The organism is Suipraeoptans intestinalis, from assembly GCF_009696485.1.
GTDB lineage: Bacteria > Bacillota > Clostridia > Lachnospirales > Lachnospiraceae > Suipraeoptans > Suipraeoptans intestinalis.
The window spans coordinates 1-21,808 of the sequence record NZ_VULY01000038.1 but is presented as its reverse complement, the minus strand read 5'-3'; the positions used below and the strand labels follow the sequence as shown (position 1 = coordinate 21,808).

16 protein-coding genes, 1 tRNA gene and 3 pseudogenes are annotated in these 21,808 nt (G+C 45.9%); 3 read left to right on the top strand and 17 right to left on the bottom strand.

The window, feature by feature from the left end; genetic code table 11:
• Positions 1-126: 126 nt before the first annotated feature.
• The 3 genes from FYJ34_RS12200 to mgtE form a co-directional block, all read right to left on the bottom strand.
• The gene (locus FYJ34_RS12200) at positions 127-1,317 is read right to left on the bottom strand and encodes an acetate/propionate family kinase (protein WP_154478971.1); all 1,191 of its coding nucleotides are present in this window, start codon (positions 1,315-1,317) and stop codon (positions 127-129) included.
• A gap of 23 nt (positions 1,318-1,340) precedes the next feature.
• Positions 1,341-2,342: a phosphate acetyltransferase gene (gene pta / locus FYJ34_RS12195; RefSeq protein WP_154478970.1), complete on the bottom strand. Its 1,002-nt coding sequence runs from the start codon at positions 2,340-2,342 to the stop codon at positions 1,341-1,343.
• A 110-nt stretch (positions 2,343-2,452) separates the two neighbouring features.
• The gene (gene mgtE, locus FYJ34_RS12190; RefSeq protein ID WP_416389725.1) at positions 2,453-3,766 is read right to left on the bottom strand and encodes a magnesium transporter; all 1,314 of its coding nucleotides are present in this window, start codon (positions 3,764-3,766) and stop codon (positions 2,453-2,455) included.
• Positions 3,767-3,951: 185 nt separating this feature from the next.
• Between mgtE and FYJ34_RS12185 the strand changes: the two genes are divergently transcribed.
• The gene (locus tag FYJ34_RS12185) at positions 3,952-5,181 is read left to right on the top strand and encodes a nucleotidyltransferase (protein ID WP_173017126.1); all 1,230 of its coding nucleotides are present in this window, start codon (positions 3,952-3,954) and stop codon (positions 5,179-5,181) included.
• Here the strand turns inward: FYJ34_RS12185 and FYJ34_RS12180 are convergent.
• The 9 genes and pseudogenes from FYJ34_RS12180 to FYJ34_RS12140 form a co-directional block, all read right to left on the bottom strand.
• Positions 5,178-6,038, bottom strand: a complete 861-nt coding sequence (locus tag FYJ34_RS12180; RefSeq protein WP_154478967.1) for a DegV family protein — start codon at positions 6,036-6,038, stop codon at positions 5,178-5,180. The two genes, FYJ34_RS12185 and FYJ34_RS12180, sit on opposite strands and share 4 nt — an antisense overlap.
• 13 nt (positions 6,039-6,051) lie before the next feature.
• Positions 6,052-6,849: an MBL fold metallo-hydrolase gene (locus tag FYJ34_RS12175; protein WP_154478966.1), complete on the bottom strand. Its 798-nt coding sequence runs from the start codon at positions 6,847-6,849 to the stop codon at positions 6,052-6,054.
• Complete coding sequence (coaE, locus tag FYJ34_RS12170; RefSeq protein ID WP_154478965.1) at positions 6,846-7,457, bottom strand: dephospho-CoA kinase; 612 nt, start codon at positions 7,455-7,457, stop codon at positions 6,846-6,848. The genes FYJ34_RS12175 and coaE overlap by 4 nt, the downstream gene beginning before the upstream one ends.
• Positions 7,458-7,469: 12 nt before the next feature.
• Positions 7,470-10,094 carry a DNA polymerase I gene (polA, locus tag FYJ34_RS12165; protein ID WP_154478964.1) on the bottom strand — a complete coding sequence of 875 codons (2,625 nt, stop codon included), beginning with the start codon at positions 10,092-10,094 and terminating at the stop codon, positions 7,470-7,472.
• A gap of 213 nt (positions 10,095-10,307) precedes the next feature.
• Positions 10,308-10,565 (bottom strand): hypothetical protein, encoded by a 258-nt coding sequence (locus FYJ34_RS12160; RefSeq protein WP_154478963.1) that lies wholly within the window; start codon positions 10,563-10,565, stop codon positions 10,308-10,310.
• An 81-nt stretch (positions 10,566-10,646) separates the two neighbouring features.
• Complete coding sequence (locus FYJ34_RS12155; RefSeq protein WP_154478962.1) at positions 10,647-12,290, bottom strand: MutS-related protein; 1,644 nt, start codon at positions 12,288-12,290, stop codon at positions 10,647-10,649.
• 109 nt (positions 12,291-12,399) lie between these two features.
• Positions 12,400-12,663, bottom strand: a complete 264-nt coding sequence (locus tag FYJ34_RS12150; RefSeq protein WP_154478961.1) for a hypothetical protein — start codon at positions 12,661-12,663, stop codon at positions 12,400-12,402.
• A gap of 161 nt (positions 12,664-12,824) precedes the next feature.
• Positions 12,825-13,454 carry a DUF6037 family protein gene (locus tag FYJ34_RS12145; RefSeq protein WP_154478960.1) on the bottom strand — a complete coding sequence of 210 codons (630 nt, stop codon included), beginning with the start codon at positions 13,452-13,454 and terminating at the stop codon, positions 12,825-12,827.
• Positions 13,455-13,850: 396 nt separating this feature from the next.
• Positions 13,851-14,030: pseudogene (locus FYJ34_RS12140) on the bottom strand (ISLre2 family transposase); the annotation flags it as partial.
• A 343-nt stretch (positions 14,031-14,373) separates the two neighbouring features.
• On the opposite strand from FYJ34_RS12140, the gene FYJ34_RS12135 reads away from it, so the two are divergent.
• Positions 14,374-14,456 (top strand) — tRNA-Leu (locus FYJ34_RS12135).
• Between the two features lie 154 nt (positions 14,457-14,610).
• Here FYJ34_RS12135 and FYJ34_RS12130 read toward each other — a convergent pair.
• The 5 genes and pseudogenes from FYJ34_RS12130 to FYJ34_RS15630 all read right to left on the bottom strand — a co-directional run bounded on the left by FYJ34_RS12130 (position 14,611) and on the right by FYJ34_RS15630 (position 19,515).
• A complete protein-coding gene (locus tag FYJ34_RS12130) occupies positions 14,611-14,811 on the bottom strand; it encodes a type II toxin -antitoxin system TacA 1-like antitoxin (RefSeq protein WP_154478958.1) in 201 nt (66 codons plus the stop codon).
• Between the two features lie 185 nt (positions 14,812-14,996).
• Positions 14,997-16,271, bottom strand: coding sequence for a diaminopimelate decarboxylase (locus FYJ34_RS12125; RefSeq protein ID WP_154478957.1), 1,275 nt, complete (start codon positions 16,269-16,271; stop codon positions 14,997-14,999).
• Between the two features lies 1 nt (position 16,272).
• A complete protein-coding gene (locus FYJ34_RS12120; protein WP_154478937.1) occupies positions 16,273-16,950 on the bottom strand; it encodes a TrmB family transcriptional regulator in 678 nt (225 codons plus the stop codon).
• Positions 16,951-17,208: 258 nt separating this feature from the next.
• Complete coding sequence (gene pyk / locus FYJ34_RS12115; RefSeq protein WP_154478956.1) at positions 17,209-18,645, bottom strand: pyruvate kinase; 1,437 nt, start codon at positions 18,643-18,645, stop codon at positions 17,209-17,211.
• A gap of 44 nt (positions 18,646-18,689) precedes the next feature.
• Positions 18,690-19,515: pseudogene (locus tag FYJ34_RS15630) on the bottom strand (hypothetical protein).
• A 228-nt stretch (positions 19,516-19,743) separates the two neighbouring features.
• On the opposite strand from FYJ34_RS15630, the pseudogene FYJ34_RS15385 reads away from it, so the two are divergent.
• Positions 19,744-21,808 (top strand): annotated as a pseudogene (locus FYJ34_RS15385) (BadF/BadG/BcrA/BcrD ATPase family protein); the annotation flags it as partial.

The window sequence follows — 21,808 nt, the reverse complement described above, 5'->3', positions numbered from 1 at the left end:
AATGCAATACTCCTATTCATACCTAAACAATTATATCATGTAAATTTGTTTTGTCAACACATAATTCCACGAAACGGAAGCGATCCCTGCAGCGCCCAGATGACGTCTTCAACCGCTTTGTTCAGACTAGACCAGCGCTACTGTTTCTCTTGCGATCGCAAGTTCTTCATTGGTGGGGATCACCATTACCAGTACGTTAGAATCCTCCGTGGAAATCCGGATTTCTTTCCCTCTGCCCTTATTTGCTTCGCTATCCAAAGTGATGCCCAGGTATCCCAGATATTCCAGCACCATCTCACGAACAATGCTTGCGTTCTCTCCGATTCCTGCGGTAAATGCGATCACATCCACCCCATTCATGGCCGCCGCATAGCTTCCCACATACTTGGCCACTCTGTAAGCAAATACTTCCAGCGCTGCCTTCGCCAAAGGATTTCCTTCATCGGCAGCTGTCTCCAGATCTCTGAAATCGCTGGAAAGATTGCCGGAAAGTCCAAATACACCCGATTTTTTGTTCAGCATATTCATCAGTCCAGTGATATCCAGGCCTTCTTTTTTCGCCAGAAATTCCAGGATCGCCGGATCGATATCTCCGGATCTTGTACCCATAACCAGCCCTTCCAGAGGCGTCAGTCCCATGGAGGTATCTACCGACTTGCCGCCGTCCACTGCGCACACGCTGGCACCGTTCCCCAGATGACACACGATCGTCTTTACTTCTTCACAGGGTTTTCCGAAGATCTCTGCCGCTCTTTTTGACACAAAGCTGTGGCTTGTTCCATGAAATCCGTATCTTCTTACTTTGTAATTCTTGTAGTAGTCATATGGAAGTCCGTACATATATGCCTTCTCCGGCATCGTCTGGTGGAACGCTGTGTCAAATACCGCCACCATAGGCGTTCCCGGCATCAGTTCCATACATGCCCGGATCCCGATCAGGTTGGCCGGGTTGTGCAGCGGAGCCAGATCATTGCAGTCCTCGATCGCTGCCAGAACCTCTTCCGTGATCACAACGGAGCTTGCAAACGCCTCTCCTCCGTGTACCACACGGTGTCCCACCGCCCCGATCTCTTTCAGATCCTTTACGACTCCCGTTGCCGGATCTGTCAGAGCCTCTATCACAAACTGGATCGCCTCTGTATGCGTAGGCATCGCCTTCGCTTCCTTGATCTTATCCTGCCCTTCCGGCTGATAGGTAAGGCTTCCATCAATCCCGATCCTCTCGCACAGCCCCTTGGCCAACACCTGCTCGGACTGTGAATTGATCAACTGAAACTTTAAAGATGAACTTCCGCAGTTAATTACCAGTACATTCATGACTAAATCCCTCTCTTTTCTTTTTAAGCCTCAGCCATTGCCTGAACGGCTGTAATCGCTACTACACCTTCAATATCCTTTGCACTGCATCCTCTGGACAGATCGTTGACCGGAGCTGCGATCCCCTGTGTCAGAGGTCCGTAAGCCTCTGCCTTTGCCAGTCTCTGTACCAGCTTATACCCGATGTTCCCGGCATCCAGATCCGGAAATACCAGTACGTTGGCCTTCCCTGCCACGGGACTTCCCGGAGCCTTGGAGGCTCCCACTTCCGGAACGATGGCCGCATCCAACTGGAGCTCTCCGTCCAAAAGCAGTCCTTCCGGCGCATTCTCTTTGGCGATCCGTAAAGCTTCCAGAACCTTGTCCACATCTGCGTGCTTTGCGCTTCCTTTGGTGGAGTGAGACAGCATTGCCACGATGGGCTCCTTGTCTGTCAGCAGGGCGAAAGACTCCGCTGAAGAAAGCGCGATGGCTGCCAGCTTCTCCGGATCCGGATTCTGTTCCAGTCCTGAATCTGCAAAAATAAAGGTTCCGTCTGCTCCCATATCACAATCCGGAACGACCATAACGAAAAAGGCGGATACCAGTTTCACGCCCGGCTTTGTCTTCAGGATCTGAAGGCAGGGACGCAGGGTATCTGCGGTGGAATGGCACGCTCCCGAAACCATCCCGTCGGCATCCTTCATTTTCACCATCATCACTCCGTAATAAAGATAATCCGTCAGAAGCAGTTCTCTTGCCTTCTCCGGCGTCATCCCTTTCTTTTCCCTGAGTTCCACCAGCTTTTCTACGTAGGCGTCTGTCTTGGCGTAGGTCTTTGGATCTACGATAACAGCGCCGGTGATGTCAAAATCTCCTTTGTTCTTTGCGATCTCTTCCTCGCTCCCTACCAGGATCAGATTGGCTGTTCCTTCTTTCAGCACAGCCTCCGCTGCTTCATATGTCCTGATATCCTCTGTCTCCGGAAGCACGATCGTCTTCTTCCCCAATTTGGCTTTTGCCTTGATCTCATCTATGAATCCCATGTTCAATAGACTCCTTTCATAATTTATCACTATCGTCATTATAGTACAAAAAGACCTTGCAAACAAGGTCTTTCCTGTCTATTTTCACGTACAATTTTTCGTGATGTCTTTCACATTTTGAACACTGCGCTGACGATCATAAAGTAGACGGTCACCGTGCTAGTATCCACCAGAGTGGAGATCAGCGGCGTTGCCATGATGGCCGGATCCAGGCCGATCTTCTTTGCCAGAAGCGGCAACGTTCCTCCCACGATCTTGGCGATCACGATGGTGCATGCCATGGTCGCTCCGATGGTTACCGCAATCATGGGGTCCCCCTGTCCCATCAGAAGGATCCGCAGTCCGTTTACCACCGACAAGGCAGCGCTCACCAGAAGCGCAACCCTGACCTCCTTAAAAATGACCTTTCCGATGTCCTTGAATTCGATCTCTCCCACGGCGATCCCGCGGATCACCAGGGTCGAGCTCTGAGAACCGCAGTTTCCCCCCGTTCCCATCAGCATGGGAATGAATCCTGCCAGCTGTGGCATAACGGCCAGCGCTTTTTCATAGTGGTTCATGATCATCTGTGTCGTAGTTGCCGACAGCATCAGAAACAGAAGCCATGGAATACGTCCCCGTACATGTTTAAATACCCCTGTACCGAAATAGGTTTCTTCGTTAGGGCTGACACCCGCCATGATGCTGATGTCCTCCGTTTCCTCCTCCTGCAAAACCAGCATGGCGTCGTCAACGGTAACGATTCCCACCATGCACATTTCATGATCCACAATAGGCAAGGCGATCAATCCATACTTGGTGATAGTTCTTGCCACATCCTCCTGGTCGTCCGTAGTATATGCATAGAGGGTATTGGTCTCCATGATCTCTTCTATGGTCTTTGATTCACTGGTAGTCAGAAGCTCTTTGACGTCCACCAGTCCGATCAGCTTCCTCTTTTCTGTCACATAACAGGTATAGATGGTCTCCCGGTTCAGACCCACCTGACGGATCTTAAGGATGGAATCCGCCACTGTCATATCCTTCCGCAGGGCGATATAGTCCACGTTCATGATGCTTCCCGCACTGTCTTCGGGGTACTGCAGCAGCTGATTGATCTGGACCCTGGTCTCCTCGTTGGTCGCCATCAGAAGCCTGTCCACCACATTGGCCGGCATTTCCTCCAGCACGTCCACCGTGTCGTCCAGATACATCTCTTCCATGACCTCTTCCAGCTCAGAATCTGTCAGGGCATTGATCAGAACCTCCCGCATATCGCTGTTCATATAAGCAAAGGTCTCTGCCGCCTCTTCCTTGGCCAGCAGCCGAAATACCATCACCATCTGCTTCTGGTCAAATTCTGCCAAGATCTCCGCCAGATCCACAGGGTACATGTTATGCTCCAGCTCTTCTTTCAGCTCTTTGTACTGTTTTTGTTCTAGCATATCACGGATCCTCTGGCCTGTCAGCTCTTCTCGCTCTTCCAGATAGTCAATGCTCTCTTCTTTTTCTTCTGCCGGCACATCCGTATATGTTTCTTCCATCCCATGTATCCCCCTTTCCCCGTACATTGCATACCAAATTCTTTTATAGTATAATCAATTTCAGTAAGATATACAAGGAGATTATCATGAAAGTAGCAGGAGTGATCGTTGAATACAACCCTTTCCATAACGGACATCTTTACCATCTGGAAAAGACCCGGAAGCTTTCCGGTGCAGATGCCGTTATTGCTTTGATGAGCGGGGACTTCGTACAGCGCGGAACTCCCGCTTTTCTTTCCAAATACCTGCGGACTTCCATGGCTCTTGAGGCAGGAGCGGACCTGGTGATCCAGCTTCCTCTTCCCTGTGCCACCGGAAGCGCCGAGTTTTTTGCTGAAGGAGGAATCTCTCTTTTCAATGCCCTCGGCTGTGTGGACGTTCTGTCCTTTGGAAGTGAATCCGGGGATCTGGCCGCTTTGTCTTCCCTCGCCCGTACCCTGGCAGAGGAGCCTGACGCATATCGCCACCTCCTCTCTTCCTATGTAAAGGAGGGCAATTCCTTCCCCAAAGCCCGCCAGCTGGCTCTGCGCGATTATCTGAAGGAGGGGGATCAGACTCCCTGTCTCCTAAGCTCACCCAACAACATCCTTGGGATCGAGTATTTGAAGGCACTTTTTCGAAGCAACAGTTCCATTCTCCCTCTTACCATAGCCCGGGAGGGTGCCGGTTACCATCAGCTGGAGGAGGTGGATGGCTTTGGATCCGCCACCTCCATCCGGATGCAGCTATCCGGAGACGATGCCCCAAACTTTTCCCGGATCTGCCGCCAGATGCCCTCATTTGCTTTCCGGATGCTTCAATCCCAGTTCCACCTGCAATATCCTGTTGCTTTTGAGGATTTCTCTCCTGCACTCCGGTACCGCCTGCTGCAGGAAACAGAGGAATCTCTGTGTCGATACCGGGACATCACACCGGATCTGGCCAGAAGGATCCTAAACCATCTGGACGCTTACGACACACTGGAGGCTTTCTGTGCTCTCCTGCATTCCAAGGAGATGACACTGGGGCGGATCCGCCGCTGTCTTCTGGCCGTCCTTCTTGGCATTACCCGGGAAGAGACTGATATGGTAAAAAAAGAGCCCCCTTACGCCCGTGTGCTGGGCGTGAAGAAAGGCTCTGCTCCTGTTCTTTCTCTTTTAAATAAGACTTCTTCTATCCCTGTTCTGTCTCGCCTTTCCCAGGCAGATTCTCTGACAGAGACAGGAAAAAAACTGTTGGAAAAAGAAATTTTCGCTTCTAACCTCTACGGAAGCGTAATACAGCAAAAGTACGGCACCCCTTATCTTTCCGAATACAAAAGGCCCCTGCTCCACTAATTCAGCTCTTTTACCTTCCTGCTGCAGGCAATAGCCAACGCTCCCGGTCCGATGTGGCAAGCAACACTCAAGGACAGGGGATCCATCTGCACCTCATATCCGGGGAATCTGTCCTCCACTTCCTTCTTCCAGGAAAGCGCTTCCTCCTCCGATCCGGTATATGCCGCCATCAAATGCACCTCTCCCTGGAACCTTTCCCGAATGTCTTTTTCCATAGCATCCAGCATGGTCTTTTTGGCAGATTTCCAGCCTCTTACCTTTGCGAAGGAATCCAGCTTTTCTCCCCGTATCGACAGAACCGGTTTGACATTTAACACTGTTCCCAGTGCAGCTGCCGCCGGTGTGACTCTGCCTCCCTTCTTCAGATATTTTAACGTATCTACCGTAATATAGATGCTGGCTTCCAGCTTTTCCCGCAACAGGATCTCTTTGATCTCCTGTGCGTTTTTTCCTTTCTCAATCAGGTGGACGGCGTCATAAACCGCCTGTCTCTGTGTGACAGAGATCCTCTGGTTATCCAGTACGTGTACTTTTCCCCTGTAGGATTCTGCCAGCATCATGGCCATTTCGCAGGAACCGCTCAGCCCACTGGACATAGGGATGTGAAGGATCTCGTCATATTCCTCCAGCGCCTTTTCCCAGACCTCTTTTACAGAAGCAGGTGACGGTTGGGAGGTAGAAATCGATGCGTTTTCCGTCAGCCTCTTGTAAAAGTCTTCCTGTGACAGGGTAAGTTCTTCAAAAAACACCTCTTCTTCGATATAGAACGGCATAGAGATCATGAAGATCCCCAGATCCTTTGCTTCTTTTAAAGTGATTCCGCTGTTACTGTCTGTTATTACTGCAATCTTATTCATTGTACAATCCTCTTTATACTTCTATTGTGGGAGAAATCTCATCCCGCTTTGCCACCATCAGGGGGATTTCGTCTCCTTTATAAGGATTTTCTCCCATTGTAACCTCCAGCTTTACCGTTTCGTAAGCCAGCTCCTCATAATTGTTCTCCTTGCTGAGATGCCCCAGCACCACCTGCTTCAGATCACGGTGCAGGATATCGCACAGAAGCCTTCCCGACACTTCGTTGGAAAGGTGTCCCCGCTCTCCCAGTACCCGCTGCTTCAGATGGTACGGATAAGGACCCACCTCCAGCATATGGGTATCGTGGTTCGCCTCCAGCACAACGGCATCCAGCCCGCTTAAGTACTGAACCGTTTTCTCATCGTAGGTTCCCAGGTCTGTAGCTACCGCCACAGATTTTCCGGCGCTGCCGGCCCGGTATCCCACCGGCTCCCTTGCATCATGTGAGATGGGAAAGGGATAAATCTCCAGACTCCCTATGGTAAAGCTTTCCTCCTCCCGGATCTCGCAGAACAGATCTTCCGGGATCGTTCCCAGGCTTTTGCACCTTCTGATCCCTTCGATCGTACCTCTCGTGGCATAGATAGGAACCTCATATCTGCGGCTGAACACCCCCAGTCCCTGAATGTGATCCGAGTGCTCGTGCGTTACCAGGATCCCCGCTATTTCTTCTCCTTTGACCCCTACCCGGCAAAGCCCTTCCTCTATTCTTTTTTTACTGATCCCCGTATCTACCAGAAGATGCGTTCTGGAATCTCCTATGTAAATACAATTCCCGCTGCTTCCGCTGGCAATACTGCATAACCTCATGACTTTGTCTGCCTTTCTGTCAAGTCTTTCATAATCTGTTCCAGCTGCTGGATCGTTTCGGCAAAGCTTCCGCTGTTGTCTACCACGCGATTGCAGTGGTCCAGAAAACTCTGTTTGGGAAGCTGAGCCGCCATGATTTTTTCGATCTTCTCTTCTGTATATCCTCTGGTATATACCAGTCTTTTTCGCCTGATGGAAGATTCTACATAAATATACCACAGTTCGTCACAAATCTGTTCATAGCTGTCTTCTATCAAAAGAGCAGATTCCAAAAGAAAAATCTCCGTTCCCTTCTTTCTTTCTTTTTCTATCTTTTTCAGAACCTCTTCCTTTACCGCCGGATGAACGATACTGTTTAGTCGTTCTCGCTTTTCTTCCTGGGAAAAAACAATTTCTGCCAGCTTTTCTCTGTCCAGGCTGCCTTTTGTATTCAGAACTTCTTCTCCAAAAGTCTCCACGATTTTCTGAAAGCAAGACGTTCCTTTTCGCTGCAGCTTTCTTCCCACCTCATCGGTCCTGCAGATCACTGCTCCCTGCGTCTCCTGCAAATACTCCATAACTTTTGTTTTGCCGGAGCCTATTCCCCCGGTAATTCCAATTATTTTCATTTGCCTGCTCCTCTACTTTGCCTCGTACCAGTTGTCTCCTACATTGATATCAATTTCCAGCGGTACCCGAAGGGAAACTGCCTGTCCCATCTCTTCTTCCAGAATCCTTTTGACTGTTTCCACCTCTTCTTCTTTGGTCTCGATCAAAAGCTCATCATGGACCTGCAGTACTAGCCTTGATCTTAACCCTTCCTCCTTCAGACGAGTATTTACTCCGATCATGGCGATCTTCATAATATCGGCCGCCGCCCCCTGAATGGGAGCATTCATGGCCACCCGTTCTCCAAAGTTTCTCTGTGCAAAATTCTTGGATGTCAGTTCCGGCACCGGCCGTCTTCTTCCCAAAAGCGTAACGGCATATCCCTTTTCCTTTGCCTGGCTGACACAATCATCCAAGAACCGTTTGATCCCCGGATAGGTCTTAAAATATCCTTTGATATATGCGTCCGCCTCCTTGCGCGTAATGCTCAGGTCCTGGCTTAACCCGAAGGAACTGATCCCGTATACGATCCCAAAGTTTACTGCTTTTGCATTTCTTCGCAGTTCCTCGGTCACCTCTTCAAAGGGAACTCCAAACACCTGGGAAGCTGTGGCTCTATGGATATCTTTCGCTTCTTTGTAGGCTGCGATAAGATGTTCGTCTTCTGAACAATGTGCCAAAATACGCAGTTCTATCTGGGAATAGTCCGCATCCACAAAAACAAACCCTTGCTCCGGAATAAACGCCTTTCGGATCATCCGCCCCAGCTCCATCCTGACCGGAATATTCTGAAGGTTCGGCTCTGTACTGCTAAGTCTTCCGGTGGCAGCAATGGTCTGATTAAACTTGCCATGGATCCTTCCGTCCTCCCGGATAAAGGCTGCCAGTCCATCGGCATACGTAGATTTCAGCTTTGCATACTGGCGGTATTCCAGGATCTTATTTACAAACGGGTAATCCAGCGCCAGCTTTTCCAGCACATCCGCCGCTGTAGAATAGCCGGTCTTTGTCTTTCTCCCTCCCGGAATACGCATATGCTCAAACAAAATGACGCCCAGCTGTTTGGGAGAATTGATGTTGAACTTTTCTCCCGCTTCTTCGTAAATCTCTTCTTCCAGCTGCCGGATCTTCCCTGCAAGCTTCTCTCCATACTCTTTCAACTCTTTTGCCGCGATCTTTACCCCATTTTGTTCCATGTCGTAAAGCGTAAATACCAGAGGCATTTCTATCTTACGAAAGAGTTCTTCCATCTGCTCTTTTTTCAGTCTGTCCTGCAAAACAGGAACCGCCTGATACGCCACAAAGGCATCATGGCAGCAGGTGATCCATTTGCGTCCTTCCTCTTTTTCTTCTTCATATAAAAGTTCCAGATATTCTCTGCCGATCTCTTCCAGAGAATATCGGCTTTTCAGCGGGTCCAGCAGGTATGCGGCCACCATCAGGTCAAAGCAAACCTCCTGTTTTTTCGGAAAAAAGTCCGGAAGATTCTCCTTGATATCAAACATGGCAAGGGATTTCGTCTCTCCCGACAGCTTACGCAGCCTGTCCATGGCCCAGCTTTTTTCCATTTCTTTTCCAATTTCTATATAGTAGGTCTGATCGTCCGAAAAACACAGACCGATTCCGGCAATTTCCTTCCTGCCTGCAAACAGGGGAAGGTCGTTTATGGCATCCTTTTGGATCACCACTCCTACTCTGTCGCTTTGGAAGGCCTTCTGAAACAGTTCTTCTGCCTCCTGTTTCCCCGTCAGCCTCACGAAGCCTGCCTCCAGATCCGTCTCCTCATGAGGCAGATCAAACCGGGACAGCAGATTTTTAAATTGAAGCCTCTGAAACAGAGCGTAGGCTTCCTTGGTGTACAGATCGCCCATCCGGGCGTCCTCCGGGGCAAATGCCAGCTCCGCCTCTGTGCAGATAGCTGCCAGACGTTTGCTAAGAAGCGCCTGCTCCCAGTTCTCTGTCAGCAGATTCGCGATCCGCTCCGGCCTGATCTCCTGCCGGTGTTCCCAGGCCGTCTCAATATTGTGGTACTTTCCGATCAGCTTTGCCGCCGTCTTTTCCCCGATCCCCGGTACTCCCGGAATATTATCGGAGGTATCTCCCATCAAAGCCTTCATATCCACAAACTCTTCCGGCGTTACCTGATAACGTTCCTGAACATCTTTCGCATAGTAGTCTTCTACCTCTGTCTTTCCGCCTTTTGTTTTGGGGATACGGATCTTGATGCTTTCTGTCGCCAGCTGAAGAAGGTCTCTGTCTCCGGACAGCACCGTTACCTCCAGCCCCCGATCTTCACAGGTTCTGGAGAGCGTGCCGATCACATCGTCTGCCTCCAGTCCTTCTTTTTCCACAATATGGATGCCCATAGCCTGCAATACCTGCTTCATGACCGGCACCTGTTGGCGCAGTTCCTCTGCCATAGGCTTACGCGTCCCCTTGTAGGCCTCATACATTTTATGCCGGAAGGTGGGCGCATGTACGTCAAACGCCACCGTCAGGTGAGTGGGGTTCTCTTCTTCCAAAATCTTAAACAGGATCATAAGGAATCCATAGATTCCGTTGGTATGCAGTCCTTCGGAATTGGTAAGATCCGGTATTCCAAAAAACGCCCGGTTTAAGATACTGTGTCCATCTATTAATAGGATTTTTTCTTTCATTTGTCCGTCTCCATGTGAGTCTTTCTACTACCCTACCACTATACACCAGTTTCCCTTTTTTTAAAAGAAAATTTTTACCCATGGAAAAGGATTGGAAATGCAGGGTTTTAACAATGTCAAAGGGCTGCTGCAAAAGTAGATGGATGGAATCTATCTACCAGGCAGCAACCCCTGAAATGCGAAAGGAAGTTGTATCTGATTAACCTTTAGTAATTAGTAATATGAAATCTCATTGTAAACTAAATTCACACCGTCCGGACTGCTTACCGTACACTCCAAATGTCTTGCTCCTCCTGTTCCCGTCACGCTTGGACCTTCAAAAGTAATCGTATAAAATTGATTCGTTGCCGATTGCCCATTTTCTAACACATCGTCATTTGATACTTTCTTTTCCAAAATCATAGATGTACCATTCACATCGCCAAAATAATCCGAAAGAGAAATTGAACTTTTAATTGCACTTTCTACCATTCCTTGATATCTATTCACATATAAGATAAATAATTCGTACCAAAATCCATACTAAAATATTATTAACCTTTTTGCTTATTTTCAAAGAATGCTTGAATATTTATTTGCTTCTTTCACAATAGCTGATGGATATCCAAACAAATCCAATAGCTTTATTGCGTTGTTTTGTTTACAAACTCCTTTGTGAATCCTATAATCAAATAGTACTTCTCTATTTTCCGATTTTTCACAAAAATAATAATTATCATATTTACTATTTTTTAATAAATCTATTAACTCTATATCATGAGACGCGACTATCACTATGCAATTCTTATTCTCTAAATATCTCAAAATCGCCACAGAAGCTGCAACACGTTCCTTGGTATTTGTTCCTCGTAAAATCTCATCAATAATCGCTACAACAAATCTGTCTTGCTCTATAATATCTATGATTCTTTGTAATGATTTTACTTCCTTAACAAAATAACTATCCCCAGCCAACAAATCATCTCTGATTGCCATTGATGTATATATCTCTGCTTTTGAAATTCTAGCCGATTTTGCTGTACAGGTATGAATATTCATTGCTAATATCCCATTTATTGCTATTGCTTTAATAAAGGTAGATTTACCTGAAGCATTTGATCCTGTAATAATACAATTCGTATTCAAATTAAAATCATTACAGATAGGATTATCTAACAATGGATTATACAACTCCTGATAATATATTTTATTTTCTTTACAAAATTCCGGAAGACAGTATAATGGAACACTATTTCGGAATGATGCTATAGAAATAGCCATATCTATTTCCCCAAGCAAGTTTAACAACGCTAATATGTCGGTTAATTTTTCTTCTAGTTGTATAATCACCCTATTATAGACAATAAAATCAAATAAAAAAGCACCCGTTAAATACATAGCACCTAATTCCACGAAATCTGCCGTATACTGCCGTTGATACCTTCCATTAATCAATGCCATTGAATGCGTTAGTTTATTTATCGTTCCTGTATATTCTTTAAACTCAGAAAATATCGTTTCTTCTTTTTGGGTAAATTCCTTACTAACCTGTAAGACACTCTGCACTGCCACCATTAAGTCCATATTAATCTCATATTTATTCTTCATTAATGCATACACGCTTATATTTATAAAAAAAACAATTCCCAAAAATAAATATGCATAATTATTCCGAAAAACTACAGCTAAAACAAGAACGATTAATAACATTATTTGCAAAAAATAATAAATCCAACATCTATTTAACTTAAAACTATCCAGACATTTCAAAAACGTCACAACATGGTAATTATTATTTCTCTTTCCTATATATAATAATTTTTTTTGTACGTCTATTCTAGTATTTTTATTTTTATCTAGATATCTTATCTTTTCCTCTAAATTATTGAGTTTTTCACTATTGAAATTAGTATTTCTTAAGCTTTTGTACAAATATTGTTCTCCAATGGATGAACAACACATATTAATTCGTGCAAAGACATCATTCATATTTAAATCATTCCAAGTAATATCATCAATATCACCTTTACACCTTTCATCTTTCAATTCTTTCCACAAGATTTTTATATCGTCAAAGTCATAATCTTTATACTCTGGTTTTCCTCCAAATCTCTGTATAATCATTTCTTGAATTCTTTTTCTATTCAAATAATCATTATAAAAAAAAGCAACAACAACTGTTAGAATAGTACCAATTGTCAGAATCACTATTTCCATTCTTTTCTCCTTCTGAACAAAACACTATAACATTTACATAAAATACTATTTGCAATTATTCTTTTCTAAATAAAATGCACTCATAGTTACCAAAAGTAATACATTTATGCTAATTGCCGAGGGCATATAAATCATATATATAATCCTTGATTGCTTCTACCTTTTCCAGTGGACATTTTGGATATTCACGCTTTGGTACATCTGTTTTGTTTGGTGCTTCATGCATAGGCAATCCAAACATAGCTTTTACTTCTGCAATATACTTAGAATGTACCTTAAATCCATACTTATTTTCAATATACTCATTTATTCTCTTATAAGTTGGTTTTTCAGTAACATCGTCTTTTTCAACCTTCATTTCCACTTCTATCATAGGTGTATCAACTTTACGCGACAAGAGACAACACGTCTCCACATGAAACGAGTGAACACCAAGTATGTCAAATAATTGCGTTCGTATGTGGGAACATATCTACATACTTTTTAACGATAGCATAAGATCATCGTTAAATTGTTTAATCCATATATAACAAATCAGTGTCTAGCAGCAACTTGCTTTATTATTTCCTCATCAGTTCTTTCATCTTCTAATTTATCAGAAAAGAAGAAACTAAGATTTTTATCCTCTTTATATTTTTCATACAAACTTCTTCTTAGAGTATACGCCTTATTACTATTCGCCTTTGATCTGGTATTCTTTCTTCCATCAACCTCTCCATTCCTTCTTACATCATAACAGTATATTGCATTAGGATTGTTTCCCTCACATCTTGAACCTTGGAGCTGTTTAATTAAACCTTGCTTTTCCTCATACTTTTTATCTGGTATAAATTTTGAAAAAATTTCAGAGAAATCTACAAATAAATTTCTATTTGCACTGCCTCTATTTATATTAAAAAAATTCGCAAATTCATCTAAAGAATTGAAGTAAACCTCGTAAAAATCCGCATACGCCTGTATAGATTCATTAATATTATTAGCCCTAATGAATTCTAATTTTACCTTAGCATATTCAGATGGCTTTCTTTCTGTATCACTATATAACTTTAATATTATGACATAATCCTCATTTTTGTAATTGAATAAAAAGCTATCAATAATCCATTCTTTTTCCTCCATACTACTTAACAACTTAGGTAGATTTTTAAATCTAATTTCAGCCATATAATCACCTCATATTATTTTTTATATTCTTTCCGTTCTTTATTCTATTATCTACTGGTTCCTGTACATCTTTTTGTATAGCCAGTACAATGCATTGTCGTGACAAACAGGAATGTATATAACTAAATGTTCCAAATGCCTTCTTGACCTTAGGTCAATCTAAATTTATCAAACTTCTTTCTGCTTAACCTTATTATACCATATTCACTACACTTCAGAAATCACAATAGGCAGAACCGAAGTTCTGGTTACTGTCAAGTAATCGTTGGCAAATCTATCATTCAGATTAACTAATACTCACTGAAACCCACTGAAGTGAGCTCTGAGCGTCTGGCCACACTATGTTTTCTAGTTGCTCTCGTCTTTTGCGGGTAGTTTCCACCTGTCCGTTCTGTATCAAAAACCTGCCATTGAAAGCAGTTTTCTTCGAGTTCCCCTTGTTTCCGTATCAAGTCCAACTACATGTCCTGTAGCAGGATAGATGTATCCTGTTCCGACCTTCTTTTTGACCTGCCCGGCTTGAAGAATATCACCTTTTATCTCTTCCATCTTCTCTTTTTCAAAAACAGGAATTCTCCTTGAAAGTTATACCATTTTCGTCTACCATAAGATTCATCATACAGTTCCTTTGTATATATTCTTCGCAAAATAAATACTAAGTTAAGTCTGTATGATTTGGAAGAGGTTTCGGCCTCTTCCTTTTAATTTTTGCCAACTATAATTTTACTCTAAGTTTGCCATTCCAACTTCCACATTTATAAGCATTTAAAAAAAATAAAATCATTACAGAGCGCAGATATGACAGGAAAAATCACAAGAATATATGCAATTCTGATGGTTTTTTAAGAAAATTTTTACCCAGCCATTGACATTTCATTTTTTTGATTATATAATTGTCCGTGTTGTTGTGAACATATTGGCGGATGTGGCGGAATGGCAGACGCACAAGACTCAAAATCTTGCGGGGGTGACCTCGTATGGGTTCAAGTCCCATCATCCGCAGTCTTTATGGATCGTATGACTTCAAGAAGAGCCAAAGCCCTTAAATATCAAGAGTTTTGGCTCTTCTTCTGTTTTCTTTCATCCGTTTTCAGCCGTCAGCTTCCACTTTTTCGCCCCATTTTTGCCCCATAACATATATCATATCATTTCCCGTTTACTTACGTTCTTTTCCCATTTTTTCGTAAACCGCCTCTACGATAAATTCATTCATGCTTTTTCCTTCCAGTTGTGCTGCTTTTTTTACTGTTTCTTTTTCTCCTTTTGGTAGCATTAAGCTTACTTTGTCATACTTTTTCTTGTTATATTCATTTTGATATTTGATTTGGTCAAATTCACTCGTTTTTTCTCTTTCCATTCCTTTCCCTCCTGCTATATTTTTTAATTTCCTCTTTTTTTAGAAATAGTACATACTTTCCTTAACAGAAGGGTGGCTTCGGCAAGTCCACCGCCCTTTCTGCTTGCCCTTTCCTTCCTTATCCAGTAAGGATTTTATTTCTTCTTTGCTTCTTCAGGGTGTATTGCAAAACCATTTCTGAGATCCTATTTTTTACAAAGCTTTTCTCCAATGGGAAACAGATCCAATGTAGCAAAATAATCGGCCGGTGTCTCTGCTCTTCTGATCAGCTCTGTCGTTCCATCTGTTTTCAGCAGAACTTCCGCAGATTTCAGCTTTCCGTTGTAATTGTATCCCATAGAATATCCGTGTGCTCCCGTGTCATGGATCACCAGAAAATCTCCTGTTTCGACCTTTGGCAGCATCCGGTCAATGGCAAACTTGTCATTATTCTCGCACAAAGATCCCGTAACATCGTACTTGCAGGTGCAGGGCTCCTCTTCCTTCCCCATCACGGTAATATGATGATACGCCCCGTACATGGCCGGACGCATCAGGTTTACGGCGCACGCGTCCACTCCGATATAGTCTTTGTGCGTATGCTTTTCATGGATCGCCTTTGTAACCAGATGACCGTAAGGCCCCATCATAAAACGCCCCAGCTCCGTGTAGATCGCCACATCTCCCATCCCTTCCGGCACCAGAACTTCCTCGTATACCTTCCTGACTTCTTCTCCGATCACCCGGATATCATTGGCCTCCTGTTCCGGACGATAAGGAATACCGATCCCTCCCGACAGATTGATAAACCCGATATGGACGCCTGTCTCCTTCTTCAGGCGAACAGCCAGTTCAAACAGAACTTTTGCCAGCATGGGGTAATATGCATTTGTAACGGTATTACTTGCCAGGAAGGCATGGATTCCGAATTCCTTCGCTCCCTTTTCTTTCAGGATCTGAAACGCTTCAAACATCTGGTCTGTCGTCATCCCGTACTTGGCGTCTCCCGGATTGTCCATGATGTCGTTGCTGATCTGGAACAGCCCGCCCGGATTATAACGGCAGCTGATCACTTCCGGAATTTTGCCGATGGCTTTTTCCAGGCAGTCAATGTGGGAAATGTCGTCCAGGTTGATGATGGCGCCCAGCCGGTCTGCGTACACAAACTCCTGCGCCGGCGTATCATTGGAAGAAAACATAATATCCCTTCCGCCGATCCCCATGGCTTCGGAAAGCAACAACTCCGAATAGGATGCACAGTCACAGCCGCAGCCGTACTCCCTCAGAATCCCGATCAAAAACGGATTGGGCGTAGCCTTCACGGCAAAATATTCCTTGTATCCCCGGTTCCAGGCAAACGCCTCCTTCAGCGCTTTTATATTTTCACGGATCCCTTTTTCATCATACAGATGAAAAGGAGTGGGATACTGCTCTACGATCTTTTCCAGTTGTTCTTTTGTTACAAACGGTGTTTTTTTCATGTCAGTTCTCCTCTTTCAATGTCAGCAGCTCTATCTCATTGGACAAAGCCGTCTTATACAGCTCCACAAAGTTCTTCTGCCCGGAATACAAGGCGGTGTTCATACTTCCCTCTCCATACTCTCCTGTGATCACATAGCGGGAATCCGAAATAACCCCTATCTGCATTCCTCTGTCCCTGCCTACATATACTCTGGCATTTTTGAAGGTAACCGGCCGGTCCGTGATGATCACAACCTTTTTCCCGGCGGCCTGCAGCGCCTCCAATTCCCTGACCATCAGTAAAAGATAATTTCTGGTACAACTGATATAGACTCTCTCCTCCACTTCCTCCAAAAGGTTGCGGATCTTGTTCAGGATATTTTTTCCGCCTTCTATCGTAATATAGCCCTCTGCTTCTTCCCGCTCCTTAGGCGCACGCAGAGAGAGCCATTTTTTCGCCTCTTCCAGTCTCCGGATACGGTTTTTACAAAACTCTTCCAACGGAACCGGAACGTACTTTCTGGCTGTTCCTTCCTCCAGAAGATACACCGCTCCCTTTTCCTGCATGTTGGCCAGTGCATTGTATGCGTTGGACCTGGAAATCCCGGTCTGCTTTGCCACCTCGTACCCCGTTACCTTTCCTTCCTCCAAAATACATTGGTAAATGCAGGCCTCCTGCCTTGTCAGACCAAATTCCATCAGTCTTTCAGCAAATGATGTCGTCTCCACTCTGCCACCTCCTGTACTATTTAGTGTTTCTCTCAAGTACTACTATATACCTCTTCCCTCTCTCTGTCAAGAATCCTTCTCAAAACAGACCGTTTCTTTCCTGCCGGCAGGACACATCGCTTCACCATCCCCCTTCCACGACAATCCCCTTTTCTGTGCTTTTTCTACAAAAAAAGATGCCGCCACACCACTGATACTCTCCAGCGGTGCAGTGCACCTTTTTTCTGTCTAATCTACTACAGCAATCTGCATGATATTGCTGACGCCTTCTCTTTGTGCCTTTACGTTGGGTGACGGGATCCCTGCCGTCAGCACGATGATATCTCCCGACTCTGCCATCTGTTTCGCACATGCCAGATCAATGGCCCCGCTGCAGATGTCTTCCGTCGTCTGGAATTCAATGGATTTCAGCGGACGAACCCCCCAGTAGATCTGCATCCTCCGTAAGGTTTCTTCGTTGGGCGTGACCCCTATAATATCCATCGGAGGCTTAAACTTGGACACGACTCTTGCCGTTGCTCCCGATACCGTAGGCGTAATGATACATTTGGCGTTCAAACTTCCCGCCGTCGTCACCGTCGCAAATCCCAGAGCACAGGAGGTGCTTTTCAGATAGTTTTTCTCTGCCCTTTTCAAAAGCGTCTCATGATCCAGGTGTTCTTCTGTATTTTCCACGATATGCACCATCATCTGCAGACTCTCCAGCGGATATTTTCCCTGCGCGGTCTCTCCGGACAGCATGACCGCATCGGTTCCGTCATAAACCGCATTGGCCACGTCTGTGACTTCCGCTCTTGTAGGACGCGGATTCCGCATCATGGAATCCAGCATCTGCGTGGCTGTGATCACCGGCTTGTAATTGCTGTTACATTTCTGGATGATCATCTTCTGCAGGTAAGGTACTTCCTCCGCCGGGATCTCCACTCCCAGATCTCCCCTGGCGATCATGATCCCGTCCGCACACCGGATGATCTCGTCGATATTTTTGATTCCTTCTGCATTTTCAATCTTGGCAATGATCGGAATAAAAGGAGACTTGCATTCTTTCAAGAACGCCTTGATCTCCAGAATACATTCTGCATTTCTGACAAAAGACGCCGCAATAAAATCAATCTTCTGCTCCACGCCAAAGCGGATGTCCGCCCTGTCTTTCTCTGTGATCGCAGGAAGGCGCACCGGCACGTTCGGTACATTGACGCCCTTTCTTTCTCCCAGCTCGCCTCCGTTTATAACGGTACAGACGATCTCTTCTTCTTTTTTTTCCACGACCTCCAGACCGATCAATCCGTCATCGATCAGGATCGTGCTGCCGTGCTGCACATCTTCCACCAAGCCTGTATAGCTGATGGAGACTCTTTTTTCATCTCCTTCTACTTCCTTCGTCGTCAAAGTGAAAAGATTTCCCGGCTCCAGCCATACCTTTTTTCCGTCTTTCAAAAGACCTGTGCGGATCTCCGGACCCTTTGTATCCAGCAGGATCGCCACAGGCTTTCCTTCTTCCTCCCGGATTTTTTTCAGCAGATCCATCCGCGCCTTCTGCTCTGCATGATCTCCATGAGAGAAATTGAATCTGGCAATGTCCATGCCGTGACGCACCAGTTCCCGCATCATAGATGCCTCGTTGGTATTTGGTCCCATCGTACAAACGATCTTTGTTTTTTTCATGTGATACCCCTCTTCCTGTTTCCTGGTAATTCTCTTCCTGTTTTCTATTCTTTTACATGTACATGCGTAAACAGATGATCCTGGCAGTACTCTCTGTCTCCGGCACACTTGGAGCAGTAACGGAACTCCAGCTCCGGATTGGTGATATCTGTCCTGCCGCAGACGCAGCACTTATGTCTGGCTCCGTCTTCGTACTGCACTTCTTTTCGTACCTTCTTTTTATACACATTTTTCCGGTAGATCTCCCTGGGCGAATACGGCCGCATTTTCCTGAACCCGAAGAAGAAAAGAAAGAAGTTGAACAGTGAAACGCCTGCCGCCACCCCCGCCGGCAATCCTTCTATTCCTCTGAATGCCTGCACGATGGCGATCAAAAATAAACTCCGTCCAGCAGGGCTAGGTACTTCGCCTCCACAGGCACGACAAAAAACAGCAAAAATCTCACATTGGGATAAATCGCTGCAAACAGCAGGAACAACGACATGTTCAGGTACCAGGTACTCATTAGCAGCACATTTCCCGTCATCAGGTAGACTATAACGGCGGACGCTGCATGCAGCAGGATCCCCGTAAAGAAATACAGGTTAAACCGAAAAGCCCCCATAGCCTGCTCCAACTGGCTTCCGATCATGTAATAGACATACAGAGCCAGCGCCATCCAGATGGGACTGGACGACGGCGGCTGTATGATGAAGGTAAAGATCCTCCACACCTGTCCGTGCAGAATCGCCCTGGCATCCAGGCTCAAATATTGCATATAAAATGTGGGATTGATCAAATTCAAAACAAATCCCACTCCATAAAGAATGATCACATAGTACATTAATTTTTAATGGCATATCTGCCAAATTTACGCTCCAGCTTATCCACTTCGCAGTTCTTGCTCCTTCCAATGTTTCTCTTTTTATACAATCATTCTACCGTTTCCCCCTATGTTTGTCAAATATCCCATAGAAGTTTCACAATTCTTTAAAACTTCTATGGGTTTTGTAAGTTGTTATTTTTCATGGGCTGTCGTATAATGTTTTAGGTTCAAAGAAATTGTATTTCACGAAGGTTTGGATGCTTTTTCCGGATCTTCTGTCAAGGAGATAAACTATGGATTCCGTTACTTACACATTAGGAATTGATATTGGTTCTACCACTGTAAAAATAGCCATTTTAAACGACAGCAGGGAGCTTGTATTTTCCGACTACGAGCGCCATTTTGCAAATATACAGCCCGCCCTGTCGGATCTTTTGGGGCGCGCCGTTCATCAACTGGGTCCCGTCCTTGCCTCTCCGGTCATTACCGGGTCCGGCGGTCTGACGCTGGCCAACCATCTGGGGGTTCCTTTCGTCCAGGAGGTGGTCGCCGTATCTGCCGCCCTTCAGCATGAGGCTCCTCAGACGGACGTTGCCATTGAGCTTGGAGGAGAAGACGCCAAGATCATCTATTTTGAGGGCGGTAATGTAGAACAGAGAATGAACGGCGTCTGTGCGGGCGGCACCGGCTCTTTTATCGATCAGATGGCTTCCCTGCTTCAAACGGACGCCTCCGGTCTGAACGAGTACGCCAGACATTATCAGGCCCTTTACTCGATCGCCGCAAGATGCGGAGTTTTTGCCAAATCGGATATCCAGCCCCTGATCAACGAAGGAGCCTCCAAGGAAGACCTGGCCGCTTCTATTTTTCAGGCGGTGGTCAATCAGACCATCAGCGGTCTTGCCTGCGGGAAACCCATCCGCGGGCACGTAGCTTTTTTGGGAGGCCCTCTTCATTTTCTGTCAGAATTGAAGGAAGCCTTTGTCCGCACCCTGAAACTGGATGATGCGCACATCGTCGCTCCCGCTCATTCTCATCTGTTCGCCGCGATTGGCTCTGCCTTAAATGCCAAAGAGGGATCTCCTGTTTCGCTTTTGAAGATGCAGCAGCAACTGAAAGGCCGTATTCAGATGGATTTTGAAGTGGCCCGTCTGGAGCCTCTCTTTTCCAGTCAGGCAGAGTTTGAGGAATTTTCTGCTCGCCATGCAAAGCATCAGGTGCCCTTCGGGGATCTTCCCCTCTTACCGCGGGAAGGCCTTTTTGGGAATCGACGCCGGTTCCACCACCACGAAGGTGGCTCTGGTGGGGGAAGACGGCACTCTGCTCTATTCCTTTTACCGGAACAATGAAGGGGATCCTCTGGGAACCACCATCACCGCCATCAAAGATATCTATCAACAGCTTCCCGACGGTGTGTCCATTGTCCACTCCTGCTCCACCGGATATGGAGAAGCTCTGGTAAAGGCCGCCCTTTTGCTGGACGAAGGGGAAGTGGAAACAGTTTCTCACTATTACGCGGCTTCTTTCTTTGAACCCAGCGTGGACTGCATCCTGGATATCGGCGGACAGGATATGAAATGTATCAAGATCAAAAACCAGACGGTAGACAGCGTACAGCTCAACGAAGCCTGCTCCGCCGGGTGCGGGTCTTTCATCGAAACCTTTGCCAAATCCCTCAACTACTCTGTGGAGGATTTTGCACAGGAGGCTTTGTTTGCCCACCATCCTATTGATCTGGGAACCCGCTGTACCGTTTTTATGAACTCCAAAGTAAAGCAGGCGCAAAAAGAAGGGGCGGAGGTGTCGGATATTTCTGCCGGACTGGCCTATTCTGTCATCAAAATGCCCTGTTTAAGGTGATCAAAGTGGCGGATGCTTCCGAACTGGGACACCACATTGTTGTCCAGGGCGGTACGTTCTACAACAACGCCGTTCTGCGAAGCTTTGAAAAAATTGCTGACTGCCACGCCATCCGTCCGGACATCGCCGGCATCATGGGCGCTTTTGGCGCCGCCCTGATCGCAAGAGAGCGCTACGTGGAATGTGAGGGAACCACCATGCTGTCTATCGATGAGATCCAGCGGCTGGAGTATTCCACCTCCATGGCAAAATGCGGGCTGTGCACCAACAACTGCCGTCTTACCATTAACAAGTTCAGTGGAAACCGCCGCTTTATTACAGGCAACCGCTGTGAGCGGGGAATCGGAAAAGAAAAAGACAGAACTCCTCCCAATCTTTTCGATTATAAATTAAAACGCTACTTTGACTATGAACCGCTTTCCCCACAGGAAGCACGGCGAGGCACCATAGGATTCCCCGGGTTCTGAATCTGTACGAAAATTATCCCTTCTGGTTTAC